The sequence below is a fragment of the Bradyrhizobium shewense genome, from assembly GCF_900094605.1.
Taxonomy (GTDB): domain Bacteria; phylum Pseudomonadota; class Alphaproteobacteria; order Rhizobiales; family Xanthobacteraceae; genus Bradyrhizobium; species Bradyrhizobium shewense.
This window is the reverse complement of the sequence record NZ_FMAI01000007.1, coordinates 40,034-64,930: the sequence shown is the minus strand read 5'-3', so window position 1 is coordinate 64,930 and position 24,897 is coordinate 40,034. Positions and strand designations below refer to the sequence as shown.

The following is a 24,897-nucleotide window of genomic DNA, read 5'->3' as shown; positions in this document are numbered from 1 at the left end:
GGTCACGTCCTCTCGACCATGCGCCCGAAGAAGCCCTGCGGACGGAAGAAGATGATGAGGAGGAAGACGGCGAAGATCGCGGCGTTCTGCAATTGCGTCGGCAGGATCAGCGTCGACATCTGCTGCACGAGGCCGATCGTCATGCCGCCCCAGAAGGCGCCGATGATGCTGCCCATGCCGCCGAGCACGACGCCGGCATACATGACGATGACGTATTCAAGACCGACGAAGGGGTGGAACGGGTAGTTGGTGGCGAGCAGGCCGCCGGCAATCGCGGTGATGCCGCAGCCGAGTGCGAAGGCGGTGCGATGCGCGCGGTCGACGTCGATGCCCATATAGGTCGCAGCCGTCGGATTGTCCGCGGCGGCGCGGAGCGACTTGCCGATCCGCGTGCGCGTGATCAGCAGCGAGAGCAGGATCATGATTGCCAGCGAGACGATCATATCGATGCTGCGGGCCTTGTTCAGGAAGATGCTCATGTCGAAGAAGGGCCCGAGCTCCCAGGCCGAGCTCGACAGCGGCGTACGGATCGAGGCCAGCACGGAGCCGAACACGATGAGGCCGCCGTTCTGCAGGATCAGTGCGATGCCGAGCGTGAGGATGAGCTGGGCGTAATGGCCTTCGCCTTCGAGCGAGGCAGTGCGTGTCCCGGAGACGTGCGAAATCAGAGCCAGATGCACGAAATAGCCGAACACGGCGAGCACGGGCCCGGCCAGCAGGATGGCGATGAACGGCCCCACGGCATTGCCGAACAGTGTCTGGATGCCGGCGGCGGTGAAGAGATAGAAGGCGGTGTACATGCCGAGCATCATGAAATCGCCATGGGCGAAGTTGATGACACGCATGACGCCGAAGATCAGGCCGAGCCCGACGCACATCAGGCCGTAGACGGCGCCGATCAAAAGCCCCGCGGCGAGCGCTTGCAGAAAGCCTTCCATCAGCCCCGCCTCCGCGCCGCTGACAAATCTAAGCTGGTCTCCAGATCGACCATGTTTCCCCCGTACTTTCCGGCACTTCTCATGATGCCGATCGTAAAACCCGTTCCGTTGCGTTCAGGCGGCACTGCGCGGCGATGTCGCCTGCATTGCCGAGCTGCTCGCAGCCGTCGATGAGTTGCTCGAGCCGATGCGCGCGGTCCTCGCCGAGGACTCCGGCTGCCGAGCTGCGAAAGCGTGCGCGAATATCCGCAGGTGTTGCGGCAATGACGTCGGGCAGAGCGTGCCGGATGGTCCGGCCGTCGCGCAGCTGCACGGTCACCTCCGCACCCTGCTTGCCGGGGAAGGCGGCGGTGAAGCCTGCGTCTGCCTTGAGCTCGGTGATCGCGACCAGGCGGATGATGTCGGCATCATCGAGCCCCGCGTAGTTCTCTTCCTCGATCTCGCCCCGCGCCAGCGTCGCCGCGACGCTGAAGGGAATGCTCATCTTGGCCTGAAGCGCATTGCGGTAGGGACCCGTGGAGTCGCAGCCGGGATAGCGAACGGCGGCATCCGGCGCACGGATGACGACGCGGTCGATCTCCTCCGTGCTGGCGAGTTCGTGCGAAACGCGCAGCGCGGCTTGCGCGGCGGTTTGCGCGAAATTGCAGGCGGGCACCGGCTTGTTGTAGACGGCCATGATCTCGCACGCGCCGTTTGGGAAGAGCGCGATGCTGTCCGGCGCGGCCTGGCGGCGATAGGCGGCGAACAGGCCGGCTTCACCCTCCAGTATGGTTTCCGAGCCGAAGGCGCCGGCCCCGGCAAGGCCGACCGCCTTGATCGCATTGCTGGCGGCAAAGCCGGGATGGAAATACATGTCGGAGCCGCCGGCATGCGGCCACTCGTTGAGACCGCTGGAGGTATTGGCCGCGATCGCGATCGCGCTGGTGGCGGCATCCTCGGAAAGACCGAGTGCAAAACTCCCCGCCAGCGCGGCGCCCAGAGGGGCCACGAGGCCGGTGGGCCGATAGAGGCGTGCGAGGTCCGAGGTCAGCAGCGCGCGGCCGATCCGCGCGCCCGTTTCATAGCCGATAATGGCGGCCGCCAGCAGCTTCGCGCCGTGCAGCGGCGTCTGTTCGGACAGCGCGAGCAGGGTCGGCCAGATCACGACGCCGTGGTGCGCGATGCTGGCCGCATGCATGTCTTCCCGCACGAGGCCATGCCCCATCACCGCATTGGCGAAGGCCGCATCGGCCCGTGAGGAGAGTTGCGACGTCCCGATGATCGTCGCGCTGCCGCCGTCATGTGCGATCGCAATCGCCTGACGGCTCCAGGGATGACGGCCGGCCTCGAAGGCGCAGGACAGGAAGTCGAGCAGGCAGAGCTTTGCCTTGGCCACGACTTCCGGCCCGAAATCACCAATATCCAGCGCAAGCACGCTCCGCGCCATCTGGCGCGAGAGCGGGACCTTGCCTGATACGGTCGGGCCGATCGTCATCGCGGGTCGCTCTCCCCTGGCTTGCGCGATCAGCCGCGCATCTCGACCCCGGCCCACTCTTCGAGCACCTTGGCGATCGAGGTGAAGTCGGATGAGGCGCCGTATTTGGCGTTGGTGATCGCGAGCATCTGCCGCACCACCGCGCCGCAGACCATCGGCACGCCCATGGCCTCGGCCTCGTCCACGCAAAGACGGACGTCCTTGTAGGAGAGGCCGGTGGCGAAGCCGAAATCGAAGGTGCCGGGCAGCACCGCACGGGGGAATTTGTCTTCGGAGGCGCTGTTGCGACCGCTGCTGGCGTTTATGATGTCGATCAGCACCTTGGCGTTGACGCCGCCCTTGACGCCCATCGCGACGGCTTCCGAGGTGATCACGAGGGCTGTGGCCGCCATCAGGTTGTTGGCGAGCTTGGCCGTCTGCGCCACGCCGGGCTTGTCGCCGGTGTAGAACAGCTTGCCAAAGTTCTTCAGGATCGGTTGCACGGTGTCGTAAGTCGCCTGCGGGCACGAGACCATCACCGCCAGCGTGCCGTTGACGGCGCCCTTGATGCCGCCGCTCACGGGCGCATCGACCAGTGTCATACCTTTCGCTTTGAGGCCTTCCGCGACGAACTTCGCCGCGCCTGGACCCGAGGTCGAGAGATCGATGACGATCTTCGCACGGTTGCCGCTGCTGATGCCGTCCTGGCCGAGCGCAACGGCCTTGACGATGTCGGGCGTCGGCAGGCTGGCGAGCACGATGTCGGAGCGTGAGGCGACGTCGGCCGGCGAACTGGCGAGGAGCGCGCCGCGCTTGACCAGCGGCTGAGTCGCCTCGGCCTGCGTGTCATAGACGACGAGCGAATAGCCCGCGTCCATCAATCGTCCCGCCATCGGACCGCCCATACGGCCCGTGCCGATTACGCCGAGAATCTCTCCCGCCATCGTCTGCTCCCTGTCGCGCGATCCCGTGACGGGCGCGCCTTCTTCATCTCGTTGGTCGAACGCGTTCGCCGGCGGGCCGTCTCGGCCACCGTCGTCGTGGCAGCGGGGATCCCGCGCCAACGGGCTGGATTGTTATGATTGTCAGACAAGCTGTCAAGCATAACATTTGGGGTCGACAGTTTGCCGCGGATCGGCATAAGGTTCGGGAAAACGAGGAAGACACTCCGCGTGCCGCAAGTTCCAATTCCGAGTGTGAGCAAGACGCTCGCCGATTTCGTCGCTGCTTCGTCCTGGGCGGAGGTGGAGGCGCAGAGCCTTGAGGCGCTACGATCGATCCTCAATTTCTTCGCGACGGCGCTCGGCTCCGCACGCGATCCTGTCGTCATCGCGGCGATGCGAACGCTGTCGCCGTTCAGCGGGACCGCGACATCGACGGTCATTGGTCACTCGCAGCCGATGGATGCGTTGTGCGCGTCATTTCTCAATGCCATCTCGGCTAATCTGCTCGACTTCGACGACACCCATCCCGAGACAATCATTCATCCCGCCGCACCGGTTGCCGCGCCGATATTGGCGCTTTCGGAGATGCGCAAACTGTCGGGGCGGGAGGTATTGACCGCGTTCATTCTCGGCGTGGATGTGGAGTGCCGCATCGGCAATGCAGTCTCGCCACGCCACTACGCGCGCGGCTGGCACATCACCTCGACCTGCGGGATTTTTGGCGCGGCGGCGGCGTGCGCGAAACTACTAGGCCTGCCCGCTGAGGGGATCGCAAACGCGATTGGACTTGCGGCCAGCCAGTCGGCCGGCAACGTCGAGAACCTGCCCAGTGCCGCCAAGAATGTTAGCGTGGGCAACGCGGCGCGGAACGGGTTGTTCGCGGCACTGCTGGCGCAGCAGGGCTTTGAGGCGGCGCCCCGCGCCATCGAAGGCCCGCTCGGCTGGGCGCGCACCATGGGAGACGAGCCCGATATTGCTCGCCTGCTCGACGGTCTCGGCAAGACCTGGGAGATTGCGAAGAACACCTACAAGCCTTACCCCGCCGGCATCGTCTTTCACGCGGTGATCGATGCCTGCCTCTCATTGCGCGAGCGCATCGGCGGGCGGGTCGACCAGATCGAGTTGGTGACGGTGCAGGGCTCGGCGCTGCTGCTCGCCCGCGGCGATCGCCCGGTCAACAACGAGCGCGATGCGCGCGTCAGCATCCATCATTGCGTGGCGTGCGGATTATTGCTCGGCACGGCCGGGGTGGCCGAATTCGCGCATGAGACGGTGATCCGGACCGACATCGCGCAGCTGCGGCAGAAGGTGAGGGCGAAGCTGGATAGCGAGATGCCCGATGGCGCCGCGCGCGTGACGTTGCGCTTGTCGTCCGGTGAGGTCCTCACCGAGACCGTGATCGCGCCGCGTGGCAGTCTCGCCGCGCCGCTCACAGATCGCGACCTCGAGGCCAAGCTGCGCGAGGCCGTGCGGACCGGCCGAAGCGATTGGGATGCGGACCGGATCATCAACGCGATCTGGCACCTCGACGCGGTGGATGACGTCGCCACTCTCCTGCAATCGCTGCGGCCGCCGTCGGCGTCGCCCCACACCGCTTCCAACTCAACTCTCTCAAGACCTGAAAGGGACGATCATGAGCAAGACCGAACTGTTCGAAAAGGGCCTCAAGGTTCGTAAAGAGGTGCTCGGCGAGGACTACGTCAACAAGTCGATTGCCGGGGCCGACGAGTTCACGCGTACGATGGCGGAATGGTCGACCGAATTCTGCTGGGGTGCCTTGTGGACGCGGCCCGGCGTCGACCGGCGCACGCGCTCGATCGTCAATCTGGCGATGCTCGGCGCGCTGAACCGGCCGCATGAGCTGAAGCTGCACATCAAAGGCGCCCTGAAGAACGGGCTGACCAAGGAGGAGATCAAGGAGATCCTGCTCCAGGTCGCGGTCTATTGCGGCGTGCCCGCCGGCATCGACGCCTTCCGCAATGCGCGCGAGGCCTTCAACGAGGTCGACGCGGCGGGTTCCTGAGCAAATCCCATGGCTGACCCGGACTACGAGCTCTTCGCCATCCGCTACGCAACGCGGGAGGCGCAGCGGAGCGAGCACTTCATCGGCGGCGACCCGCATGACGGGCCGATGCCGATGGACTATTTCATGTGGCTGGCGCGGGGAGGCGGGCGCAGCTTCGTCATCGACACCGGCTTCAACGCGGAAGTGGCCAGGCAGCGCAGGCGGAATTTCCTGCGCTGCCCGGTGGAGACGCTTGCCGCGTTCGATATCGACCCCGCCGACGTCAAGGACGTGATCCTCACCCATCTGCACTACGACCATGTCGGTAATTTCGACCGGCTTCCCAATGCGCGATTTCATCTCCAGGAACGCGAGCTCGCCTATGCCACCGGGCGCTATATGCAATATCCGCGGCTGTCGCATTCGTTCGAGGTCGAGGACGTCTGCGGGATCGTGCGGCTGAATTACGCGCGCCGGGTGCTGTTCTACGATGGCGATGCAGAGATTGCGCCCGGTCTGACGGTGCATGCGGCCGGCGGCCACTCGGCCGGTCTTCAATTCGTCCGCGTCAACACACGCCGCGGCCCTGTCGTGCTCGCCTCCGACGTCAGTCATTTCTACGAGAACATGACCAGCGAGCGACCGTTCACGACGGCGTTTCATGTCGGCGACATGCTGGTGGGCTTCGACAAGCTGCGCGCCACGGCGCCTAGCGCGGAGCACATCGTCCCCGGCCATGATCCGCTCGTCATGAAGCTCTACCCGGCGCCAAGCCCGGAGCTGAATGGGATTGCGGTTCGCCTCGACGTGGCGCCGACCGCAACGCCGGCGTAACCGCGCGTCGCGGGTTCCAAGTCCACCTCTGCACCGCGGCGGTTCGGAACCAAAACCGTCGCCTTCGCATTCGCAATTGATCGCCGAATGCTTGACGGTGGAGGACGATGAGGGACAGCACGTCGGAAGTGGCCGAGATCAGGGAGGCCGTTCACCTCTGCATCGATATGCAGAACATTTTCGCCCCCGGCGGTCTGTGGGCGACGCCGTGGATGGAGCGGGTCTTGCCGGCGATCGTCTCGATCGTTGCGCGCCACCAGGCCAGAACCATCTTCACGCGCTTCATCACGCCGCAGAATCCGGAAGATCGGCCCGGCCAGTGGCAGAGCTATTTTCATCGCTGGAGCCAGGCCACGCGCAAGCATCTGCCGCCATCCGCACTCGAGCTGGTGCCCGCGCTGAGCAAGTTCGTTCCGCCGGCTGCCATCATCGACAAGCCGGCCTATTCCGCGTTCAGCAATCCCGCCCTTGCGGGCCGGCTGATCGACAAGAACGTCGGCACGGTCGTGATCTCGGGCGCCGAGACCGACGTCTGCGTGCTCTCGACGGTCCTGAGCGCGGTCGATCTCGGCTTCAGGGTCGTCATCGTCGAGGACGCCTTGTGCAGTTCGTCCGACGTCGGGCACGACGCGCTCATGACGATGTACCGCACCCGCTTTCACGGCCAGGTCGACCTGGTGACCGCGGAGGAGCTTGCGGAGTTCTGGCGCGAGTAGGGGCGCCCTAGTTGACGTTGTCGCCGAGCATGTTGCGGACGGCCGTGGCGACCGCCGGAATGCCGCTCGCATCGTGCATCAGCGCGATCTCGCCCTGCTGGGCGTGACGAATGGCATGCGCCATGATGCGCAGCCGTGGGTCTCCGCCACTGTGCCACATCTGGTCGGCCATCCTGACCGCGCCCATGTGATGCTTGCTCATGGTCTCCACGAACACCGCGTCGAACCGGTCCGCCGGCGCGGCCTTGACCTGTCGCATCTCGGCCTGAGTCAGGAAGCCCGGCATGGCGGCACGCTCTTCGGTGCTGCAGTCGGGCATCTCCGTGTCGAACCAGCTCAGCCACCAGTTCTCGAAGATCCGGCTCTCGCCGGCCTGGCTCGCGACCATCAGCATCGCGAGCTTGCGCAGATGCGGGTCCTGGGCGCGCTCCACGGCGATCCGGGCCAGATCGATGCCCTGGGCATGATGCGCTGTCATGTGACGGATATAGGTCTGGTCCGCATCCCTGTCGCGGCCCATCCACGGCGGCTCGTAGCCGTGGCTGCCGAACAACGCGATCGCGCCTAACAGCGCCACCACGACCAGCGCACCGGTGATCCAGGCGTTGGTGAAGCGGATGTCGCGCTCGGCTGCAGCGCCGCGTCTCCAGCGCAACCGGGCGAACAGAGGATACATCAGGGCCGAGGTGCCATGAACGAGCAGGCCGATCCAATAGGGCTGCTGCAGCGTGAACAGCGGCTGCCAGAACGGAAACAGCGGCACCAGCACGAACCATTCCGTGGCTGACGAGAACACCGCCCAGGGCAGCGCGAGCAGCAGGATGGTCGCCGGCCGCAAGTCGGCGGTCCAGCGTCCCAGCACACCGAAGAACACCAGCGCCCAGGAAAAATCCGCCCATTGATGGAAGGCGATCCCGGTCAGGACCGCAGTCCAGGACGGCTCCGCGCTGATCGCCCAGTCGCGCGCGGGAATGGCGGCGACCGTCATCCAGTCGACTGCGGCATCGCGGCCGATCCGGGCGGCGAAGAGCTGGCTGACGATGGTCGAGAAGGTGCTGCTGATCAGGCCGAGCTCGGCGGCGGCAATCCAGCGCGAACGTCGTCGTCTCCCCGTGACCGGCGACAGGCCTTTGTCAGTGCGCCGCGCTGCATTGGCAAGTGCTGGTCGCGGCTCTGCGTTCACGTCAGCTGCTTGAGCTTCTTCAGCGGGTTGAGCTTGCTCGGCTTGTCCTGTTCGTCGCGGCCGCGCTGGGCCTCGGCCTTGCCGTCATCGTGCAGATCCTGGTCGCCGATGATCTCGCCGACGGCTTGTCTGGTCTTGCCGACGATGCGTTGCTGAAGTCCCTTTGTCTTGCCCATGGATGTCTCCAAATGGCTTGTCTCCAAGGTGACCTGCCTCCAGACCCACGCCGCTAACCCCGGCGCCTGAAGGGGCGGTGAGCGCCGGGGTTGCGGTTTCGTGCAGTCTGCCTCCGGCAGGGGGGACGTCGGAGGCGTTGATCAGACTCTCTGCCGCGCGGATGGTTCCTCGCGGCCTTCAGCGCGGATCGAGCGCGATGATCACGCCTTCATTGCCCCGCAGCAGGATGGACGCGTCCGGCAACGGCTCCGGCGGCCGGTCGAGATGCGTCGACATCAGCAGGCGGCCGCGGCCCAGCCAGTGCCATTTGCGCGGCTCGGCGGCGATGTTGAGCGCGACCAGAAATTCGTTGCGGCCGTCGGTCCGCTTGTAGGCGAGAACGTCGTTCTGCGCGCGCAGGGGCTCATGACCGCCGTGATGCAGGCCCTCATGCTCGCGCCGCAGCGCGATCAGCGCGCGAAACAGCGCCAGGATCGAACGCTCGTCGCGCCGCTGCCCGGCAACATTGGTCGCGCCATCGGGAGGCTCCAGCGGCAGCCACGGACGGCCCGTGGTGAAGCCGCCGTCGGGGCTGTCGTCCCATCGCATCGGTGCGCGCTCGGGATCGCGGCAGAGGCCATATCCCGGCACCAGCCTCTCGAAGGGATCGTGGACGCGGTCGGGCGGAATGGGCACGCGCTTGCGGCCGATCTCGTCGCCCATGAAGAGGAACGGCGTTCCCCGCAGCGTCATCAGCAGCATCGCCAGCACGCGCATCTGCGCCTCACCGATCTTGCTCGCGACCCGCTGCTTGTCGTGGCCGCCGACGATCCAGACCGGCCAGGCGTGCTCGGGGATGGCGTTGAAATACGCATCGATCGTTGCCTGCAGCGACAGTGCGTCCCATTGCGAGTCGAGCAGGGCGAAATTGAGCGGCAGATGCAGGCGCGGCCTGTCGTTGCCGTAGAAGTGGCCGATGCGGTCGGTCTTGCCCTGGACTTCGCCGCAGAGCATGCGCCCCCGATAGCCGTCGATCACCTCGCGGATGAATTCGATGCAATCCATCGTCTCCGGCCGGTCGTCGGTAAAGACGGGCGTCTGGCGCTGCGGCGGCGGCTTGCCCTTGGCCGCCGGATTCGGCGGATTGTCGCGAAGGAATTCGTCCTTGATCAGGACCGCGCTGGCATCGACGCGAAAGCCGTCGACACCGCGGTGGAGCCAGAACCGCATCACATCGGCGATCGCGCCGCGCACCTGCGGATTGCGCCAGTTGAGGTCGGGCTGCTCCACCAGGAAGGAATGATAATAGTATTGCCGCCGTGCCTCGCACCATTCCCAGCCGCTGCCGCCGAAGCGGCTCAGCCAGTTGTTGGGCGGGCCGCCGTTCTCGGCCGCATCGGCCCAGATGTACCAGTCGGCCTTGGCGCTGGCGGGCGAGCTGGAGCTCTCGACGAACCATTCGTGATCATTGGCGGTGTGATTGGGGACGAGATCGAGGATGAGCCGGATGCCTTCGGCGTGCAGGGCTTCGAGCAGCCGGTCGAAATCCTCGAGGCTGCCGAAGGCATGATCGATCGCGCAATAGTCGGAGATGTCGTAGCCGAGGTCGCGGAACGGGCTTTTGTAGATCGGCGTCAGCCAGACTGCGTCGACGCCGAGCCATTTCAGGTAGTCGATCCGCGACAGCAAGCCGGCGAGATCGCCCTTGCCGTCGCCGTTGGAGTCCTGGAAGGAGATCGGTGCGATCTCGTAGATGACGGCGGATTCCCACCACGCAGCTTTATCACGGGACTCGACGCTCATCGCCTTGCTTCACCTCATTACCGGCCGGCGCCGCAATCTGCCTGGCCGCCGTTCTGACGCTCTCGATGCCCTTGGGAAAGCCGCTGCGGTTCGGATACAGCTTGCGTCGTGCCTCGCGCGGCGGGCGCCTCGGCTTGGTGTCCTGCGCGGCGCGGTAGTCGAGCATGGCGATGCCGCCGACCATTAAGAGCGCCAGCGCGATGTTGCCCTTCTTGGGATTGTCGGCTGTCAGCCCCGACAGCAGCGCGGCGGCATCGAGACCGTCGCCGCCGACGCGGGCCCACAGGCCGGCGTTCTTGTCGACCGACAGCGACATGATCCCGGCCAGGATCTCGCGCACGCCGAAGGCGCGGACCATGGTCTCATGGCCTTCCATGCCCAGCGTTTCCGTGACGCGTCTCGGCGCGAAGAATTCGACGACGCCAAGGCCGATGCTGAACCAGCCGAGCGCGCGGGCGAGCTGATCTTCCGGCCGCTTCAGGCTCGGCCCGCCCTCGACGATTTTCGGATCGCCCTTGGTGCGGACGATGTTGGAGAAATGAAACATGGCTTGCTCCTTCAGGGCCTCAGCACGACCTTGACGCAGGAATCGCGCTTGTCGCGAAACACCTGGTACATCTCCGGTCCTTGTTCGAGCGGGACGGTGTGGGTGATGACGAAGGAGGGATCGATCTCGCCCTCCTCGATGCGGCGGAGCAAATCGTCGGTCCAGCGGTTGACGTGGGTCTGGCCGGTCCGCATCGTCAGGCCCTTGTTCATGAAGGCGCCCATCGGCAGCATGTCGGACAGGCCGCTGTACACGCCTGGCACCGAGATGATGCCGCCGGGCCGGCAGACATAGATCATCTCGCGCAGCACGTGGGGGCGGTCGCTTTCCGCCATCACCATCTGCTTGGCGCGGTCGAGCAGCGTGTCGGGCAGGGAGGCCATCACATGGGATTCCATGCCGACGCAGTCGATGCACTTTTCCGGTCCCCTGCCGTCGGTGAGATCGTTCAGCCGCTCCACCACGCTCTCGGTCTCGAAGTTGATGGTGGTGGCGCCGCCGGCTTCCGCCATGCTGAGCCGTTCGGGCAGGCAGTCGATCGCGATCACCTGATTGGCGCCGAGCAGGATGGCGCTGCGGATCGCCATCTGCCCCACGGGACCGCAGCCCCAGATCGCGACGGTGTCGGTGGGCTCGATGTCGCATTGCACGGCGGCCTGCCAGCCGGTCGGGAAGATGTCGCTGAGGAACAGCAGCTGCTCGTCGGGAATGCCCGGTGGCACCTTGATGTGGGTGGCATCGGCATAGGGCACGCGGAGATATTCGGCCTGGCCGCCTGGATAGCCGCCGGTCAGATGGGTGTAGCCGAACAGGCCGGCCGTCGTGTGTCCGAACACCTTGTCGGCCAGATGGCGCTTGCGGTTGGTCGTCTCGCACACGGAAAAATTGCCGCGCTTGCACTGGTCGCATTCGCCGCAGATGATGGTGAAGGGCACGACGATGCGATCGCCCTTCTTCAGCTTGCCGTCGACGCCGGAGCCGACCTCGACCACTTCGCCCATGGTCTCGTGGCCCATGATGTCACCGGGCAGCATGCCCGGAATGAAATTGTGGAAGAGGTGCAGGTCGGAGCCGCAGATCGCGCAGCTCGTGACCTTGATGATGGCATCGCGCGGGTCTTGGATCTCCGGGTCGGTGACGGTGTCGCAGCGGATGTCCTCCTTGCCATGCCAAACCAGCGCCTTCATCCTTCGTCCTCCCGACTGAACCAGTTGGCCATCTAAGTCGAGGCGTGAACGATGGTTGCTAACGCCGCGCGCAAATTCTTCGCGCTGCACCGGCTCGCGCAAATCGCGACGCGGATAGGAACGAGAGCGCAGGGCAGTGATTGGGCGTGATCAACCTCAAGCGAGGACACGCTCATGCCCGCCAATCAACTCGCAATCGTCACCGGCGCTTCCACCGGTATCGGCCTGGAACTCGCAAGATGCTGTGCCCAGGCGGGTTTCAACCTCGTCATCGCGGCTGATGAGCCGATGATCGAGCGGGTGGCAGTCGATCTGCGCAGGCTCGGCGTCAGCGTGGAGGCCATTGAAGCCGATCTCGCCACCACCGAGGGCGTCGACAAGCTCTGTGCCGCGGTCGGCGACCGGCCGATCGATGCGCTCTTGGCCAACGCCGGAATCGGCCTCGGCAAGGCGTTCCTCGATCAGGACTTCGCCAGGATCAAGCATCTCGTCGACACCAACATCACCGGGACGCTCTATCTGATCCATCGCGCCGGCAACGAGATGCTGCGGCGCAAGTCCGGGCGCATCCTGATCACGGGCTCGATCGCGGGCTTCACGCCCGGCAGTTTCCAGGCGGCCTATAACGCCAGCAAGGCGTTCCTGGACTCATTCTCCTTCGCGCTGCGCGAGGAGCTGCGCGACAGCGGCGTCACCGTCACCTGCCTGATGCCGGGCGCCACCGAGACCGAGTTTTTCCGCCGCGCCGGGATGATGGACACCAAGGTCGGCACCGAGAAGAAGGACGGCGCGTACGACGTCGCCAAGGCGGGGTTCGATGCGATGCTGCGCGGCGAGGCCGATGTCGTCACCGGTCTGAAGAACAAGATCCAGACCACGGTCGCCAACGTCACGCCGAACGAGATGCTGGCCAGGCAGCACCGCAAGATGGCCGAGCCGGGCACGGCGAAGTCGTAGACCGATGTCGTCGCAATTTCCGCGGCGCAGCGTGGCTCAACAAGCGGGCCGACAGAAGGAGGAAGGCCGATTCACATAGCCTAATGCGGGGCGGCCCCGAAGCGGTCACATTGCGTGGGCTGGAAAGGGGGCTGCGATGGCGATGGATCGCATCGAACAGGCCTTTGTCGCGACCGCGATCACGGGTTTTCTCGTGATGGTGGCGGCATTTACCTGGATGATGATGAGCTGACGCGGAAAGGCTTGCCGTCTTGCGCATCGCGCTACCTTACGTCGCGTTGTGTTGTGCCTGGCGGTGACCGCCTGGCTCGCCTTCGCGCATCTGTTTTGATCCGGGTTTGGTTGCGGGCTCGCTCATCCCGCAGGCGCAGCCCGTTCAGGCGATGATTGCTGCGGCGATGACGGTTGACCGTCGACGAGGCTCGCCAGATTCCGCACCATGGCCACGATGTCGATCGGCTTCTCCCAGATCGGCACGTCCTGGAATTCCGGCTCGATGCTGATCCTGTCGTAGCCCGTGGTGAACACGAAGGGCACCTGGCGTGCCCTAAGCTCCCGGGCGACGGGAAAGATCGGCTTGGCGCGGATGTTCACGTCGAGCACGGCTGCATCCAGAACGCCGCCATCGTGCAGCATCTCGACTGCATCCTCGATGTGGCCGACGGGACCGGCGATCTCCGCGCCGAGCGCGCGCAGCGCCTTACCGATGTCGTCGGCGAGAAAATATTCATCCTCGACCACAAGGATACGGCGACCCGCTAGTGGCGAGCTTGGCCTAGGCGGGGCGGTGGATACAGACATGATCCCTCCAGCAAGCCTGCCGGACCGATGGGAACATAGCGTCGGAGGCCGGTTTGGTCCCAACGATGGAAGCCAAGGTGGGTTCCATCGCCAAACGCGACTCCTTCGTCATTTGGTTTTGATCCGTTGGGAGAATATCGATTTTTGCTATGGTAGGGACCAGTGCACGCCGGGCATGTCAAGCGTGCCGGGAGCGAGCTGCGCGCCACAGGCGAGCGCCTCCAGGCCACATTCGAGGAGTTCGAGAGCAACCCTGAAGAGCATCCCTGAGTAGCCGAAACCGTCCACGAGGATACCAGTCTCTCAACGAGGAGTTACATTTGGCCCACGAGGAGCCCGGAGCTTCGCCCGAGGAGTTGCAGTTGGTCAACGAGGAGCTGACCATCATCAACGGCGAGCTGACGCACCGTGTCGAGGAATTGACGCGCGCCACCCGCGATCTCAAGAGTTTCCTGGAGAGCACGCGCATCGCGACCGTCTTTCTCGACAATGAGCTGCGCGTGATGAACTTCACACCGGCGATTACCCAGGTCCTGCATCTCGTGGAGACCGACACGGGCAGGCCGATCGCTCACATCAAGGCGCGCATCCCGATCGAGGAGCTCTATGACGACATTCGCCGCGTGCTGCGTACGCTTGCGAGCACCGAGCGTGAGCTGAGCGCGCTGGACGGCGGCACGCGCTACATCGTGCGCATCCTGCCTTATCGCAGCATCGACGATGTCATCGCCGGCGTCGTCGTCACTTTCATCAATGTTCCGGCGATCACCCGCGCCGAGGAGCGGCAGCGCCTGCTTTTGGCCGAGCTGCAGCACCGCGTTCGCAATACGCTTGGCGTGGTGCGCTCCATCGCCCGCCGTTCGGCCGACTCCGCCACCACTGTCGAGGAATATGCATCCCATCTCGACGGACGGCTCAACGCATTTGCCCGCACCCAGGCGCTGGTGACACGCGATCCCGAGGGCGGTGTCGACCTGGAATATCTCGTGGTCGAGGAGCTTCTCGCCTATAATGCGCGCGAGGGCGAGCAGATGCAGGTCTCAGGTCCCAAGGTGCGCTTCCAGCCCAAGGCCGCCGAAACGTTCGCGCTCGCGATCCACGAGCTTGCGACGAACGCGCTGAAATATGGCGCCTTGAGCCAGCCGAGCGGACGTGTTGAAATCTCCTGGCGCCTCGATGAAGGCGCCCAGCCCGCGGAGCTCGTGTTCAAATGGCGCGAGCACGGAGGGCCACAGGTCAAGCCGCCGCTCCGAAAGGGTTTTGGCACGGAGCTTCTGGAGCGGACGCTGGCGTTCGAGTTCAAGGGGGAGACCACCCTGGCATTCGACCCCGCGGGGTTACAATGCACCATCGCCATTCCGCGGAGCAAGCGCGCGTTCCACACACCGGCGGTGGCTGATTGATGTCCTTGTCGACCTCCGATCGCAGCCTGGTGGAGCTGGTCATTCGCCGGCTGAATGTGCTGCGGCCGTTGTCGACGGAGGCCCGTGCATCGCTCGAATATGCGTTGCTCGAAGGTCTCGAGCACGCGGGGGCGGGTGAAGACCTGATTTCGGAGGGCGATCCCGTCGATAGCGTCCGGGTTGTGCTATCGGGCTGGCTCTGCCGCTACAAGTCGCTCGAGGACGGCCGGCGCCAGATCGTCAATTTCATCTTTCCCGGCGAGAGTTGCGACTCGCACGCGTTCTTGCTCCCCGTGATGGACCATTCCATCGCGACAATGACGCCGGTGGTCTACGCCGAGATCAAGCGCGCGCGTTTCGAGAGTTTGACGAGGGACGCTCGCTCGCTCGCCGAGGCGTTCTGGTGCGAGACCCTCGTCAACAACGCCATCCAGCGCGAATGGGCCATCAACCTTGGTCGCCGCACCGCCCTGGAGCGCGTGGCGCATCTGTTTTGCGAGATATTCGAGCGGCTTCGCCCCGTCGGGATGGTCGACGCAAATTCCTGCGTCATGCCGGTCACGCAGATGGACCTCGCCGATGCCACCGGCCTGTCGGTCGTCCATCTCAATCGGACGGTGCAGGAGCTGCGTGCGTCCGGCCTGATCGTGCTGCGCGATCGCATCCTGACCATCAACGATCTCGACGCGCTCAAGGACACCGCGCTGTACTCGCCGAGCTATCTGCAGCTCTATCGGCGTAGTTGATCAAGATCGGGGACGGCTGGTTCGGCCGAGACCTTCAGTGCGTTCGGGATTGGCTGGCTCGGACCCATGAAGCGCCTTGTATTCGGCTCGCGCGCGATACTCCTCCGCCATTTCTAGTAGCGCAGTTCGCGCTGCGGGCGAGGAGCTGAGAGCGGCCTGGCTCTCGCAGGTTTTCTGCAGTCGGCGATAGTTGTTCATTTGCGCCAATCCCAGGCGGTCATCCGACGTTCCTAAATTAGCAAATTTGGCCACCGACTAATTTAACCCATGTTACGCAAGCGAGCTTGTCTCGCAGAGTCCCGTCGTGCTTCCGACGCCGGCCAGTAACCGTTCCGCCTCTGGAACGTTGTGGGAGCGTCGCCTGCGCGCGATTGACGGGCTCGCCCTGTCCGTGTGACAGGGAGCGAAGAGTGCAGCGTATCAGGCTGCACGCGCCGGGAACGGGTTAGATGTCGGCGCGTACCGATGCGCTGGTGTCGTGGGCAGAAACCGGAAAAATGAGCGCCACGTCCATCGTCCCCGTTGTGTCCGGTTGTCACCCGGCGGTGCCTTCCGTCAACGCCGCTTCGCGGCTTTGGTTCGCCGGTTGTAGGGTGAGCGGTTGGCCGGACGCAGCGAAATCCCTTCGCGATGGGCCTTGCTGCGAATGGCCGCGACCGGGCGCTGCAGCTTGATGCTCATCACGCCGGTCGGCGTGTTTCCCTTCGCGAGCTGCTTCAGCTTGCTCACATCCGCAGGCGTCCACGGTTGGCGCGCGCGGCGCTTGTACGCGGGATTGGCCTTGCGCGGTCCCTTGCGGCCGATCGGTGAGCCCGGCCGTTTCCATGCTGCTTTTGCCATGATGATCCTCCTTCAAGTCCTTCATGAACAAGCGAATCAGTAATTCGGTTCCGGCGCAGTCGATTGTCGTGACGAGCGGCACGCGAGCACGAGGGACCATGCCGCCGTCCTCGCGCAAAATCGCGCAGCTTTAACTTTTTGAAATGCCGGAACCCGCCGTTGCGACGGAAGCTGAATGACAAGAGAACCTCGACCCCGGCACCCGATCCCGGCCGGGGCCGATTTCCGTCCAACCGAAATCACCGCGAAGAACAATGACCGCCAAACGCAACCGCAGGAAACAGACCCAATCGCTCCAGGAGCGATTGGCCGCATTTGCCGAAAACGCCCGCGAGCGCGCACTCAGCCTGCCGCCGGGCAAGGAGCGTGAGCTGCTGCTGCAGCGCGCCAAGCAGAACGACGTGACCTCGAACCTGACGGACTGGCTGAGCGCGCCGGTCTACCCAAGACGCGGAGGATGATCATGCGAAGTATCAAGCATTACCGCGCGTTCCAGATCGATCCGGACGGGCATGTGTTCGGATGCATCAATCTCGTCTGCGATAATGACGAGCAGGCCAAGCGCGAGGCCGCCTCGCTCGTGCTGGCCCATCGCATCGAGTTGTGGCGGCTGGACCAGCGTATCGCGAAATTCGATACGCCGCAGGACGTGGCGCGCCAGTAGCGGCAAGGAACCGGGTGCTGCCCGCCGGGTTGGTCGGATGATACCGCCTTCGCCGGGAGCCAGCATGACGGACGCCGAAATTCGCAAGGGGATGCCGCCCGTCAAGCTGTCGCGCGAGGAGTTCGAGCGGCGCTACAAGCGTCAGTTCGTCGATCCCGCCTTTGCCCCGCTGCAGCGCGAGCTCGATGCCGTCGTCGGTGCCGCCTGGGACGCCTATAGCCATTCGCGCAAGGCACCACTGACGCGCAAGGCGGGCGCAGGTTTCTCCGACCCCGATTACGACATTGCCGTCGATTGGCTCGATGCGCGCGCGAAGATCCTGGCAGCGCAGCGTCGGCATGACGATGCGCAGGGGACGCCGCGCATTCTCGTCATCAACGGCTCGGCCCGCAGCGAGCACAGCTGCCCCGGCGAGATGTCCAAGACCTGGCGTCTGGTCAAGCTGGCCGAGCCCGTCTTCGTCGAGATGGGGTTTGCCGTGGACATCCTCGATCTGTCGCGCCTCGCCTCGGAATTCGGCAAGACCATTCATCCCTGCAAATCCTGCGTCTCGACCGCGATGCCGCTCTGCCACTGGCCGTGCAGCTGCTATCCGAACTATTCGCTGGGGCAGACCGGCGACTGGATGAACGAGATCTATCCGCTGTGGGTCGCGGCCCACGGCATCCTGATCGTGACGCCGGTGAATTGGTACCACGTGCCTTCCGGGCTGAAGGCGATGATGGACCGCATGGTCTGCGCCGACGGCGGCAATCCCGATCCGACCTCGACGCATGGCAAGAAGGCCGGCGAGGCCAAGGCGATGGAGCTGAAGGGCTGGCCCTATCCGCGCCATCTCGCCGGCCGTCATTTCGGCGTGGTCGTTCATGGTGACGCCGTCGGTGCCGAGGGCGTGCGCCGCGCCTTGTCGGACTGGCTGACCGACATGCAGCTGGTCTCAGCTGGCCGCTTCGCCGAGCTCGACGGCTATGTCGGTTACATGGAGCCATATGCCACCTCGCATCGCGAGCTCGATGACGACGGGGAATTCCAGCAGGAGGTGCAGAACGCGGCGCGCGCGCTCGGCAACGCAGTCCGGCTGGCGCGCAGCGGGCACCTGCAGGAGCCCGGCGCCGGTCTTGCGGATCCGAACCCCAAATGACGGCGCAGTTCGATTGCCTGGTCGTCGGCGGCGGCCCCGCCGGGCTGATGGCCGCGATCTATCTGGCACGCTTCCGCCGCAGCGTCTGCGTCGTGGACACTGGCGCCAGCCGGGCCGCGTTGATCCCCCGCAGCCACAATGTTCCCGGCTTCGTCCACGGTCTCTCCGGCGCGGACCTGATCGCGCGCATCTCGGCGCAGTTGGGCGAGCTCGCCGTCGAGCGCGTGGAGGCCGAGATCACTGCCTTGCAGCGGCGCGACGACGGATTTCAGGCGATCTGGAACGGCGGCGCGCTTGAGGCCACCACCGTCATCCTCGCCAGCGGCATCGTCGACAGCCATCCGCCGTTCGAGCAGTGGCGCGCCGCGGTTGCGGACGGGCTGTTGCGCTATTGTCCCGTCTGCGACGCCTTCGAGGTGATCGGCCGACGCATCGGAATCGTCGGCCCGCTTGGCCGGGCCGCCGGCAAGGCGCTGTTCCTGCGCGGCTACTCGCGCGAGGTGACGCTGCTCGCGACCGGACAGGATGAGGAGGAGAGCGTGACATCGGAGCTGGCCGAGGCCGGCGTCGACATCGTGTTCGCGCCCGGCCTGCGTTTGCGGCGGAGGGTGGGGGGCCTCGAGGCCGTCCTGGCCGATGGCCGCACGATGCAGTTCGACACGGTCTATCCGGCGATGGGTGCCGAGGTGCGTTCGCAGCTCGCGGTCTCGCTGGGCGCCGAGCATACCGGGGAGGGCTATCTGAAGGTCGACGACCATCAGCGCACCTCGGTTGACGGCCTTTACGGCATCGGCGACGTCGTCACCGACCTGCACCAGATCTCGGTCGCATTCGGCCACGCCGCGCTTGCCGCCTGCACCATCCACCACAGCCTGCCGCGGCGCCTCGCATGACCGGGAACGAAGGGCGCGGCTTTGCCTTGGTTGAGCGGGACGCGCGACATCGACGCGCAATGCAGGCCTGAAGGAAGAGCGCATGCTGGAAGAGAAACTGAAGGACGCCATCATCGGCGAGTTGCAGCGGCAGGCCGCCGACCGGCCACAATCTCTCAAGGTCCAGGGCGCGGGAGAGATGAAAAGCTCGGAGGAGCTGACCGTCAACGGCAAGATCGACCTTGGCGCCCTCGTTATGGTGATCGCGGGATCAGTCGCCGGCGGGCCTTAGGTTCGACCGGCCGCTTCTCATGCGCTTCGTGCCGCGCGTCGCAGCGACTGCGGCGGCTGACCGAATGCGCGGATGAAGGCTCTGCGCATCCGCTCGGGGTCGCGAAAGCCGGTGGATTGAGCGACGCGCTCGATGGCCTCCCCGGAGGACTGCACCCGCTCGCGCGCCACCTCGACCCGCAGGCGCTCGACCGCCTTGGTCGGCGTGGATCCGGTCTCGGCGGTGAAGGAACGGACGAAATGCCGGGCGCTCAATCCGGCGCGTTCGGCGAGCGCCTCGACTGTGAGATGCGCATCCAGATTCTCGCGCACCCATGACAACAGGCTGCCGAAGCGGCCGTTCGGCGTCTTGAGCTCGAGCAAGCTCGAGAACTGCGATTGTCCGCCGCTGCGGCGATGATAGAGCACCAGCTGCCGCGCGGTCGCTTGCGAGATCTCCTCGCCATGGTCCTGCGCGATCATGGCGAGCGCCAGATCAATCCCGGCCGTGATGCCGGCCGACGTCCACACCCGATCGTCGCGGATGAAGATCTGGTCCGGTTCGAGCCTCACCTTCGGGTAGCGTCCGATGAAGTCGCGGGTGCAGGACCAGTGCGTGGTCGCGCAGCGGCCATCCAGCAGTCCCGCCTGCGCGAGAAGATAGGCGCCGTTGCAAACGCTTGCGATGCGCACGCCGCGGCTCGCCAGTCGCTGAATGAAAGCGATCGTCGTCTTGCAGCGCGCCGCCGCTTCCACGCCCTCTCCACCGGCGACGAATAGCGTCGTGACCGAGCTTGCCGATCGCAGATTGCGCGCCAGCATCTCGATGCCTGACGAGCTGCGCACGGCGCCCGCCTTCGTTGCGACCGTGATCACGCGCGGCGCATTCGGCGTATGACGCCTGGCGATCTCGAACACCGAGATCGGACCGGCCGCGTCCAGCAACTGGAATTCGGGAAAGATCAGGAAGCCGATCATGGGCGTGTCCAGAATTGAGGGAATTAAGCCATTTCGACCGCAAGGCCAACATGGCAGGCTGCAACCGTCAAGCGCGTTGTCGAGGTTGGACATGTCGGGCCCGTTGCAGATCGGTCTTCTGGTTTTTCCGCGCGTCACCCAGCTCGATCTCACCGGTCCGGCCCAGGTCTTCTCCAGCCTGCCTGACGTGACCGTGCATCTGATCTGGAAACGCATCGAGCCCGTGCCGAGCGATTCCGTCATCGCGCTGACGCCGACCGTCACCTTCGCGGATTGCCCGCAGCTCGACGTGATCTGCGTTCCCGGCGGCTACGGCACCGACGAGCTGATGCTGGACGAGGACGTTCTCGCCTTTCTGCGACAGCAGGAGAGGCGCGCGCAATACGTGACGTCGGTCTGCACCGGCTCGCTCGTGCTTGGTGCCGCCGGTCTGTTGAAGGGATATCGCGCGGCCACGCACTGGACGGCGAGGGATGCATTGCCGTTGTTCGGAGCCGAGCTGTCGCTGGAGAGGGTCTGCGTCGACCGCAATCGCATGACGGGCGGCGGCATCACCGCCGGCATCGACTTCGCGCTCACCCTGGTGTCGATGCTGCGGGGCCGCGCCGCGGCGGAGATGATCCAGCTGCGCATGGAGTACAATCCCGCACCGCCCTTTGCGGCCGGCTCGCCGGATACGGCGCCAGCGGTAATCGTCGCTGCCATGAAGGAACGGGTTGCGCCTGCGCAGGCGCGGCGGCTGGAGTTCGTCAGGAAGGCCGTCGAGCGGCAGGGATAGCGAGGCAGCTTCGACCGGCCGTGCGCCGCGTGGATCGGCGCACGGTGCGCGGTGGGCGAGGGGACATCGATCGATCATCGCCGACATGCCGTCGCGATGCTGAAGCGGAGGGGGCAATGGCGCCTTGTCGTGTTGGAGAATTGCTATCGCGGCGCAGCCGGCTTTGCCGTTTGACCTTCGGCCTCATCCTGGCGCTCGGTCCGGCAGCGCTCGCCGAACGGAGCGCGGCCGCCGATTTCTCCGGTGGCGTGGTCAGGATCGGCATCATCAATGACCAGACCGGACCGTTGTCGGACTTGGCCGGACCCGGCTCCGTCGTTGCCGCGCGGATGGCCGTGGACGATTTTCAACGCGCAACGCCGGGGCTGAAGGCCGAGATCGTCGTCGCCGACCATCAGAACAAGCCGGATATCGGCGCCCAGATCGTCCGCAAATGGTTCGACGTGGATGGCGTCGACATGGTGGCCGACGTCGGAAACTCCGCGGTGGCGCTCGCCATCCAGTCGATCGCGCGCGACAAGAACAGGATCGTGATCTATTCGGCGGTCGGCACCACCGAGATCGGCGGCAAGCAATGCTCGCGCACCGGCCTGATGTGGCTGCACGACAATTACAATCTGGTCGCCGGATCGGTCCGAAAGCTGGTGTCGCAAGGCTACGACAGCTGGTTCTTCATCGCGTCCGACTACGCGTTCGGACGCAACATGGTGGAGGTGTCCCAGCGCGTGCTGGCGGCGGCGGGCGCCAAGTCGCTGGGCGCGGTCTTTCATCCGCTGGGAAATGCCGATTACGGCTCCTTCCTGCTGCAGGCCCAGGCTTCCAAAGCCAAGGTGGTTGCGTTCGCCAATGCCGGCGAGCAGCTCGTGACCTCGATGAAGCAATGGAACGAGTTCGGAATGAACGCGGGGCCGCAGAAGGCGGTCGCCGAGCTGATGTTCCTGACCGACGTGCACGCCATGGGGGCCGAAACGGCCAAGGGGCTGACGACCGTCACTGCCTGGTATTGGGCGCTCAACGAGGAAACGCGCGCGTTCGCCCAGAGGTTCTACAAGCTTCACAACGCCATGCCGACCGCGCCGCAGGCCGCCGTCTACTCCGCCGTGTCGCAATATCTGAAGGCCGCGTCTGCGGCGGGAACGGACGAGACCAACGCCGTTCTGGAGCAGATGCGCGCGATGCCGGTCGACGATTTCTACGCGCGGGGCGCGCGGCTGCGCGCCGACAACAAGCTGGTGCACGATTTCTATCTCGTCGAGGTCAAGAAGCCCTCGGACGTGAAGACGCCGTGGGACTATTACAACGTCGTCGAGAAGATACCTGCCGAGGACGCCTTTCTGCCCCTCAGTGACAGCGAATGCCCCTTGCTCAAGACGTCACGAAACTAGCGCTTCTCGTCGAGACAGGCGACGGCCGCCTCAGCCATATTCCTCGCCGATGCCGTATTCCCGGTAGATCTCCAGCGGGTCGAGGTCGGGAAACAGGCGGCATTTGGCCTGGGCGAGGTGCAGGCTCACCGCCGCCGGCTCCTTGCCGTTCGCCAGTATCTTGCGGATGTCGTCCATATGCGCGTTCGGCTGGTGCTTTGGTTCGAGCTGCTCCAGCGCGACCAGGGCGGTCGCGAGGGCCTCGGTCAGAACCCAGTCGTCGTGGCCGGTGATTCCCTTCTTCGGCATCGGCAGACCCCAGATGTGGCGGCAGCGTCCAGTCTAACGCGACTTCCGCCAAATCGCCATTGAGCCATAGCGGGTGCGCTGCGTCAGGGCAGGCGCCACCGCCATGGTCCGGCTTGCATTATGGCGGCGTGTGGCTAAAAGGCGGCGACTTGCAGTATCTTTGTTGAAACAAGGTTGGCGTAGACGGGCCGTCACAACCCAGCTCCCGGTCTGGGTCCCGATCGCGAATTCGCAGCACGATCCGGCTGCGCACCCCTCAAGGCTCGAGCCAGCATGGTTTTTCTCAGCTTCGTCTACCGCTTCATCACCAACTTCGCGTTCATGGCGGTGGTCTATTTCAGCCTGAACTTCATGGAGAAGTATCCGAACCGGGCGATCCTGGCGATCCTGGTGCTGGTCTATGCGTCGATGCGTGCGGTCTCGACGCTGCGCGCGTTCTACTTCTTCCAGAAGATCGAGAAGCTGGAAGCCGAGACGAGGCGCCTTCAGGGTCCGATCAATGACGGCTCCGGGGGAACGAACGCGCGCAAGCAGGTGGTCGCCGACGTGGCCCGGCTGCGCCGCGACGGCGAGCTCAAGTCCTATATGGACCTGTTCTTCCTGGCGCTGATCGTGCTGCTCTGCGTCGCCGCCATCATGCGGCAGTAGGTAGGGACTAAGCGCGCTTCTTCAGACTGGCGATGCGGGTCGAGCGCGGCGTCGCGCTCTTGGCCTGCGGGGCAGGCTTCGGTGCGGCCGGTGCCGCATGCGCGGTATGTCGAGCCTGGAACTTGGCCGTCGTGCCCTTGGCTGCCTTGCCCCTGGCCGCATGCGGCGTCTCGGCCGCCATTGCCAGCCGCGTTGCGGCACGCCGCGACAATGTCGTGGACAGCAGCACCTCGACCGAGCCTTCCGGAATCGCGAACAGAGCGCGGCCGGGCACGGGCAGGGCGGAGGCGATGTCCATCTGACCCTTGGTCCGGCGCGGCAGCAGCGGCTGATGCTCGGTCTGCGCATTGAGGTCGGCGAGCGAAGGCGCCGGCAGCGTCCTGGTCTGCGTGAACACGAAGCTCGGAACGGAAGGCCAGCGCGCGATCGGCACGGTCTCGGTCGGCGGATGCAGCAGCCATTCCACTGGCGTGGTCGGCGTTGCCGGCCGCTCGGCGGTCGCCGGCACCACATGCACGATGCGATAGCCGCGCGCCTTGAGGTCGCGGATGATTTTTGGCAGCGCCGCCACCGTCCGCGCCTGGATGTCGTGCAGCAACAAAATGCCCTTGCCCTTGGCCTCCAGCCGCTGGATCGCGAGCTGATAGACGCGGTCGGACGACACATGGCGCCAGTCGTCGGCGGGGAAGTCGGCGCTCCACACCTGGATGCCGCGCGAGATCAGATGATGCTCGACGCCTTCGGCGCGCATCAGGCCGGGAATGCGGAAGAACGGCGCCAGCTTGGACGGATCGGTCATCGCGGCCGAGGTCCATTCGATGCCGCCGTTGATCTCGGCCTCGGCCTTCTCGATCGGCATCCGGTCGAAGGTCAGCGGATGGTTCATGCTGTGGGTGCCGACCGTGTGGCCCGCCGCCACCAGCTTGCGCACGCCTTCGGGGTTCGCCTTGGCCTGGCTGCCGATGATGAAGAAGGTCGCCTTGATGCACTCGTCGTCGAGCATCTTGAGGACCTGGTTGGAATATTTCGGCAGCGGACCGTCGTCGAAGGTCAGGACGACCTCATGATCCCTGAGCGGCAGCGTCTCGCGGTACTGCATGGTGCCGATCAGCGGATGCTCGCGCGGATCGACCACCAGGGTGCGGGACGTCCCGAGCGCGTCGGGATGGCCCGGGCAGTCGGCGGCAAGCGCCGCCGGCGATCCGATGGTCGAACATCCAAGGAATCCGCCGAGGCAAAGGACGATCCACGATCGCGTCCGCAAGACAACGCTACTTCCGATCATGAACCCTGTCTGCCCTCATGTGCGATTGCCGCCATAGTAGGTCGGAGACATCAGGAAACGGTTCAGGCCCAAAGA

27 protein-coding genes and 1 pseudogene are annotated in these 24,897 nt (G+C 65.2%); 15 read left to right on the top strand and 13 right to left on the bottom strand.

Features of this window, described 5'->3' with window-relative positions; translation table 11 throughout:
* Positions 1 to 2: 2 nt before the first annotated feature.
* From GA0061098_RS15165 to GA0061098_RS15155, 3 genes are all read right to left on the bottom strand, one after another.
* Positions 3 to 938 carry a branched-chain amino acid ABC transporter permease gene (locus tag GA0061098_RS15165; RefSeq protein ID WP_091957102.1) on the bottom strand — a complete coding sequence of 312 codons (936 nt, stop codon included), beginning with the start codon at positions 936 to 938 and terminating at the stop codon, positions 3 to 5.
* Between the two features lie 79 nt (positions 939 to 1,017).
* Complete coding sequence (locus GA0061098_RS15160) at positions 1,018 to 2,412, bottom strand: MmgE/PrpD family protein (protein WP_091957099.1); 1,395 nt, start codon at positions 2,410 to 2,412, stop codon at positions 1,018 to 1,020.
* A 29-nt stretch (positions 2,413 to 2,441) separates the two neighbouring features.
* The gene (locus GA0061098_RS15155) at positions 2,442 to 3,455 is read right to left on the bottom strand and encodes an NAD(P)-dependent oxidoreductase (RefSeq protein ID WP_283807992.1); all 1,014 of its coding nucleotides are present in this window, start codon (positions 3,453 to 3,455) and stop codon (positions 2,442 to 2,444) included.
* Between the two features lie 60 nt (positions 3,456 to 3,515).
* Here GA0061098_RS15155 and GA0061098_RS15150 point away from each other — a divergent pair, with 60 nt between their 5' ends.
* The 4 genes from GA0061098_RS15150 to GA0061098_RS15135 all read left to right on the top strand — a co-directional run bounded on the left by GA0061098_RS15150 (position 3,516) and on the right by GA0061098_RS15135 (position 6,890).
* On the top strand, positions 3,516 to 5,012 hold the full coding sequence (locus GA0061098_RS15150; protein WP_245323352.1) for an MmgE/PrpD family protein: 1,497 nt from the start codon (positions 3,516 to 3,518) through the stop codon (positions 5,010 to 5,012).
* Positions 4,969 to 5,358 (top strand): carboxymuconolactone decarboxylase family protein, encoded by a 390-nt coding sequence (locus GA0061098_RS15145; RefSeq protein ID WP_091957089.1) that lies wholly within the window; start codon positions 4,969 to 4,971, stop codon positions 5,356 to 5,358. Before GA0061098_RS15150 ends, GA0061098_RS15145 begins: the two co-directional genes overlap by 44 nt.
* Positions 5,359 to 5,367: 9 nt before the next feature.
* Complete coding sequence (locus GA0061098_RS15140; protein ID WP_091957086.1) at positions 5,368 to 6,174, top strand: N-acyl homoserine lactonase family protein; 807 nt, start codon at positions 5,368 to 5,370, stop codon at positions 6,172 to 6,174.
* Between the two features lie 107 nt (positions 6,175 to 6,281).
* Positions 6,282 to 6,890, top strand: coding sequence for a cysteine hydrolase family protein (locus GA0061098_RS15135; protein ID WP_091957084.1), 609 nt, complete (start codon positions 6,282 to 6,284; stop codon positions 6,888 to 6,890).
* 7 nt (positions 6,891 to 6,897) lie between these two features.
* On the opposite strand, the gene GA0061098_RS15130 is transcribed toward GA0061098_RS15135, so the two are convergent.
* From GA0061098_RS15130 to GA0061098_RS15110, 5 genes are all read right to left on the bottom strand, one after another.
* Entirely contained in the window at positions 6,898 to 8,073 is a 1,176-nt protein-coding gene (locus GA0061098_RS15130; RefSeq protein WP_091957081.1) for a DUF305 domain-containing protein, read from the bottom strand.
* Positions 8,070 to 8,249: a CsbD family protein gene (locus GA0061098_RS15125; protein WP_091957079.1), complete on the bottom strand. Its 180-nt coding sequence runs from the start codon at positions 8,247 to 8,249 to the stop codon at positions 8,070 to 8,072. The genes GA0061098_RS15130 and GA0061098_RS15125 overlap by 4 nt, the downstream gene beginning before the upstream one ends.
* Positions 8,250 to 8,427: 178 nt before the next feature.
* Complete coding sequence (locus GA0061098_RS15120) at positions 8,428 to 10,032, bottom strand: alpha-amylase family glycosyl hydrolase (RefSeq protein ID WP_091957076.1); 1,605 nt, start codon at positions 10,030 to 10,032, stop codon at positions 8,428 to 8,430.
* The gene (locus GA0061098_RS15115) at positions 10,013 to 10,579 is read right to left on the bottom strand and encodes a hypothetical protein (RefSeq protein WP_091957073.1); all 567 of its coding nucleotides are present in this window, start codon (positions 10,577 to 10,579) and stop codon (positions 10,013 to 10,015) included. The genes GA0061098_RS15120 and GA0061098_RS15115 overlap by 20 nt, the downstream gene beginning before the upstream one ends.
* An 11-nt stretch (positions 10,580 to 10,590) precedes the next feature.
* Positions 10,591 to 11,766, bottom strand: coding sequence for a zinc-dependent alcohol dehydrogenase (locus GA0061098_RS15110; protein WP_028140556.1), 1,176 nt, complete (start codon positions 11,764 to 11,766; stop codon positions 10,591 to 10,593).
* Positions 11,767 to 11,940: 174 nt separating this feature from the next.
* Here GA0061098_RS15110 and GA0061098_RS15105 point away from each other — a divergent pair, with 174 nt between their 5' ends.
* The gene (locus GA0061098_RS15105) at positions 11,941 to 12,723 is read left to right on the top strand and encodes an SDR family NAD(P)-dependent oxidoreductase (protein WP_091957071.1); all 783 of its coding nucleotides are present in this window, start codon (positions 11,941 to 11,943) and stop codon (positions 12,721 to 12,723) included.
* A gap of 354 nt (positions 12,724 to 13,077) precedes the next feature.
* On the opposite strand, the gene GA0061098_RS15100 is transcribed toward GA0061098_RS15105, so the two are convergent.
* On the bottom strand, positions 13,078 to 13,524 hold the full coding sequence (locus GA0061098_RS15100) for a response regulator (protein ID WP_091957069.1): 447 nt from the start codon (positions 13,522 to 13,524) through the stop codon (positions 13,078 to 13,080).
* A gap of 162 nt (positions 13,525 to 13,686) precedes the next feature.
* On the opposite strand from GA0061098_RS15100, the pseudogene GA0061098_RS15095 reads away from it, so the two are divergent.
* Positions 13,687 to 14,927 (top strand): annotated as a pseudogene (locus tag GA0061098_RS15095) (sensor histidine kinase); the annotation flags it as partial.
* Positions 14,927 to 15,673 carry a Crp/Fnr family transcriptional regulator gene (locus GA0061098_RS15090; RefSeq protein WP_091957066.1) on the top strand — a complete coding sequence of 249 codons (747 nt, stop codon included), beginning with the start codon at positions 14,927 to 14,929 and terminating at the stop codon, positions 15,671 to 15,673. The pseudogene GA0061098_RS15095 and the gene GA0061098_RS15090, both read left to right, overlap by 1 nt.
* A gap of 555 nt (positions 15,674 to 16,228) precedes the next feature.
* Here GA0061098_RS15090 and GA0061098_RS15085 read toward each other — a convergent pair.
* A complete protein-coding gene (locus tag GA0061098_RS15085) occupies positions 16,229 to 16,513 on the bottom strand; it encodes a hypothetical protein (protein WP_091957065.1) in 285 nt (94 codons plus the stop codon).
* A 254-nt stretch (positions 16,514 to 16,767) separates the two neighbouring features.
* On the opposite strand from GA0061098_RS15085, the gene GA0061098_RS15080 reads away from it, so the two are divergent.
* The 5 genes from GA0061098_RS15080 to GA0061098_RS15060 all read left to right on the top strand — a co-directional run bounded on the left by GA0061098_RS15080 (position 16,768) and on the right by GA0061098_RS15060 (position 19,482).
* Positions 16,768 to 16,974, top strand: a complete 207-nt coding sequence (locus GA0061098_RS15080) for a hypothetical protein (protein ID WP_091957062.1) — start codon at positions 16,768 to 16,770, stop codon at positions 16,972 to 16,974.
* 2 nt (positions 16,975 to 16,976) lie between these two features.
* Positions 16,977 to 17,177 (top strand): hypothetical protein, encoded by a 201-nt coding sequence (locus GA0061098_RS15075; RefSeq protein ID WP_091957771.1) that lies wholly within the window; start codon positions 16,977 to 16,979, stop codon positions 17,175 to 17,177.
* Positions 17,178 to 17,241: 64 nt separating this feature from the next.
* Positions 17,242 to 18,318 carry a flavodoxin family protein gene (locus GA0061098_RS15070; RefSeq protein WP_091957059.1) on the top strand — a complete coding sequence of 359 codons (1,077 nt, stop codon included), beginning with the start codon at positions 17,242 to 17,244 and terminating at the stop codon, positions 18,316 to 18,318.
* Entirely contained in the window at positions 18,315 to 19,211 is an 897-nt protein-coding gene (locus GA0061098_RS15065; protein WP_091957056.1) for an NAD(P)/FAD-dependent oxidoreductase, read from the top strand. The genes GA0061098_RS15070 and GA0061098_RS15065 overlap by 4 nt, the downstream gene beginning before the upstream one ends.
* An 82-nt stretch (positions 19,212 to 19,293) precedes the next feature.
* Positions 19,294 to 19,482, top strand: a complete 189-nt coding sequence (locus GA0061098_RS15060; protein WP_091957054.1) for a hypothetical protein — start codon at positions 19,294 to 19,296, stop codon at positions 19,480 to 19,482.
* Between the two features lie 17 nt (positions 19,483 to 19,499).
* Here the strand turns inward: GA0061098_RS15060 and GA0061098_RS15055 are convergent, their stop codons facing one another.
* Positions 19,500 to 20,438 (bottom strand): GlxA family transcriptional regulator, encoded by a 939-nt coding sequence (locus tag GA0061098_RS15055; protein WP_018320595.1) that lies wholly within the window; start codon positions 20,436 to 20,438, stop codon positions 19,500 to 19,502.
* A gap of 91 nt (positions 20,439 to 20,529) precedes the next feature.
* Here GA0061098_RS15055 and GA0061098_RS15050 point away from each other — a divergent pair, with 91 nt between their 5' ends.
* Complete coding sequence (locus GA0061098_RS15050; RefSeq protein WP_091957051.1) at positions 20,530 to 21,216, top strand: DJ-1/PfpI family protein; 687 nt, start codon at positions 20,530 to 20,532, stop codon at positions 21,214 to 21,216.
* A 116-nt stretch (positions 21,217 to 21,332) separates the two neighbouring features.
* Positions 21,333 to 22,601: an ABC transporter substrate-binding protein gene (locus GA0061098_RS15045; RefSeq protein ID WP_245323349.1), complete on the top strand. Its 1,269-nt coding sequence runs from the start codon at positions 21,333 to 21,335 to the stop codon at positions 22,599 to 22,601.
* 30 nt (positions 22,602 to 22,631) lie between these two features.
* Here GA0061098_RS15045 and GA0061098_RS44985 read toward each other — a convergent pair whose 3' ends face one another.
* Positions 22,632 to 22,889, bottom strand: a complete 258-nt coding sequence (locus GA0061098_RS44985) for a hypothetical protein (protein WP_028140543.1) — start codon at positions 22,887 to 22,889, stop codon at positions 22,632 to 22,634.
* 273 nt (positions 22,890 to 23,162) lie between these two features.
* Between GA0061098_RS44985 and GA0061098_RS15035 the strand changes: the two genes are divergently transcribed.
* Positions 23,163 to 23,537 (top strand): hypothetical protein, encoded by a 375-nt coding sequence (locus tag GA0061098_RS15035; RefSeq protein WP_091957046.1) that lies wholly within the window; start codon positions 23,163 to 23,165, stop codon positions 23,535 to 23,537.
* A gap of 7 nt (positions 23,538 to 23,544) precedes the next feature.
* Here the strand turns inward: GA0061098_RS15035 and GA0061098_RS15030 are convergent, their stop codons facing one another.
* Positions 23,545 to 24,822, bottom strand: a complete 1,278-nt coding sequence (locus GA0061098_RS15030; RefSeq protein WP_091957044.1) for a polysaccharide deacetylase family protein — start codon at positions 24,820 to 24,822, stop codon at positions 23,545 to 23,547.
* Positions 24,823 to 24,897 lie beyond the last annotated feature (75 nt).

Bases quoted from the DNA above. Each gene is read 5' to 3' on its own strand.
- GA0061098_RS15050 (WP_091957051.1), top strand. From the start codon at position 20,530: ATGTCGGGCCCGTTGCAGATCGGTCTTCTGGTTTTTCCGCGCGTCACC.
- GA0061098_RS15075 (WP_091957771.1), top strand. From the start codon at position 16,977: ATGCGAAGTATCAAGCATTACCGCGCGTTCCAGATCGATCCGGACGGG.
- GA0061098_RS15115 (WP_091957073.1), bottom strand. From the start codon at position 10,579: ATGTTTCATTTCTCCAACATCGTCCGCACCAAGGGCGATCCGAAAATC.
- GA0061098_RS15060 (WP_091957054.1), top strand. From the start codon at position 19,294: ATGCTGGAAGAGAAACTGAAGGACGCCATCATCGGCGAGTTGCAGCGG.
- GA0061098_RS15110 (WP_028140556.1), bottom strand. From the start codon at position 11,766: ATGAAGGCGCTGGTTTGGCATGGCAAGGAGGACATCCGCTGCGACACC.
- GA0061098_RS15120 (WP_091957076.1), bottom strand. From the start codon at position 10,032: ATGAGCGTCGAGTCCCGTGATAAAGCTGCGTGGTGGGAATCCGCCGTC.
- GA0061098_RS15160 (WP_091957099.1), bottom strand. From the start codon at position 2,412: ATGACGATCGGCCCGACCGTATCAGGCAAGGTCCCGCTCTCGCGCCAG.
- GA0061098_RS15125 (WP_091957079.1), bottom strand. From the start codon at position 8,249: ATGGGCAAGACAAAGGGACTTCAGCAACGCATCGTCGGCAAGACCAGA.
- GA0061098_RS44985 (WP_028140543.1), bottom strand. From the start codon at position 22,889: ATGCCGAAGAAGGGAATCACCGGCCACGACGACTGGGTTCTGACCGAG.
- GA0061098_RS15165 (WP_091957102.1), bottom strand. From the start codon at position 938: ATGGAAGGCTTTCTGCAAGCGCTCGCCGCGGGGCTTTTGATCGGCGCC.
- GA0061098_RS15145 (WP_091957089.1), top strand. From the start codon at position 4,969: ATGAGCAAGACCGAACTGTTCGAAAAGGGCCTCAAGGTTCGTAAAGAG.
- GA0061098_RS15100 (WP_091957069.1), bottom strand. From the start codon at position 13,524: ATGTCTGTATCCACCGCCCCGCCTAGGCCAAGCTCGCCACTAGCGGGT.
- GA0061098_RS15030 (WP_091957044.1), bottom strand. From the start codon at position 24,822: ATGATCGGAAGTAGCGTTGTCTTGCGGACGCGATCGTGGATCGTCCTT.
- GA0061098_RS15035 (WP_091957046.1), top strand. From the start codon at position 23,163: ATGGTTTTTCTCAGCTTCGTCTACCGCTTCATCACCAACTTCGCGTTC.
- GA0061098_RS15055 (WP_018320595.1), bottom strand. From the start codon at position 20,438: ATGATCGGCTTCCTGATCTTTCCCGAATTCCAGTTGCTGGACGCGGCC.
- GA0061098_RS15065 (WP_091957056.1), top strand. From the start codon at position 18,315: ATGACGGCGCAGTTCGATTGCCTGGTCGTCGGCGGCGGCCCCGCCGGG.
- GA0061098_RS15140 (WP_091957086.1), top strand. From the start codon at position 5,368: ATGGCTGACCCGGACTACGAGCTCTTCGCCATCCGCTACGCAACGCGG.
- GA0061098_RS15070 (WP_091957059.1), top strand. From the start codon at position 17,242: ATGACGGACGCCGAAATTCGCAAGGGGATGCCGCCCGTCAAGCTGTCG.
- GA0061098_RS15085 (WP_091957065.1), bottom strand. From the start codon at position 16,513: ATGGCAAAAGCAGCATGGAAACGGCCGGGCTCACCGATCGGCCGCAAG.
- GA0061098_RS15090 (WP_091957066.1), top strand. From the start codon at position 14,927: ATGTCCTTGTCGACCTCCGATCGCAGCCTGGTGGAGCTGGTCATTCGC.
- GA0061098_RS15080 (WP_091957062.1), top strand. From the start codon at position 16,768: ATGACCGCCAAACGCAACCGCAGGAAACAGACCCAATCGCTCCAGGAG.
- GA0061098_RS15045 (WP_245323349.1), top strand. From the start codon at position 21,333: ATGGCGCCTTGTCGTGTTGGAGAATTGCTATCGCGGCGCAGCCGGCTT.
- GA0061098_RS15105 (WP_091957071.1), top strand. From the start codon at position 11,941: ATGCCCGCCAATCAACTCGCAATCGTCACCGGCGCTTCCACCGGTATC.
- GA0061098_RS15135 (WP_091957084.1), top strand. From the start codon at position 6,282: ATGAGGGACAGCACGTCGGAAGTGGCCGAGATCAGGGAGGCCGTTCAC.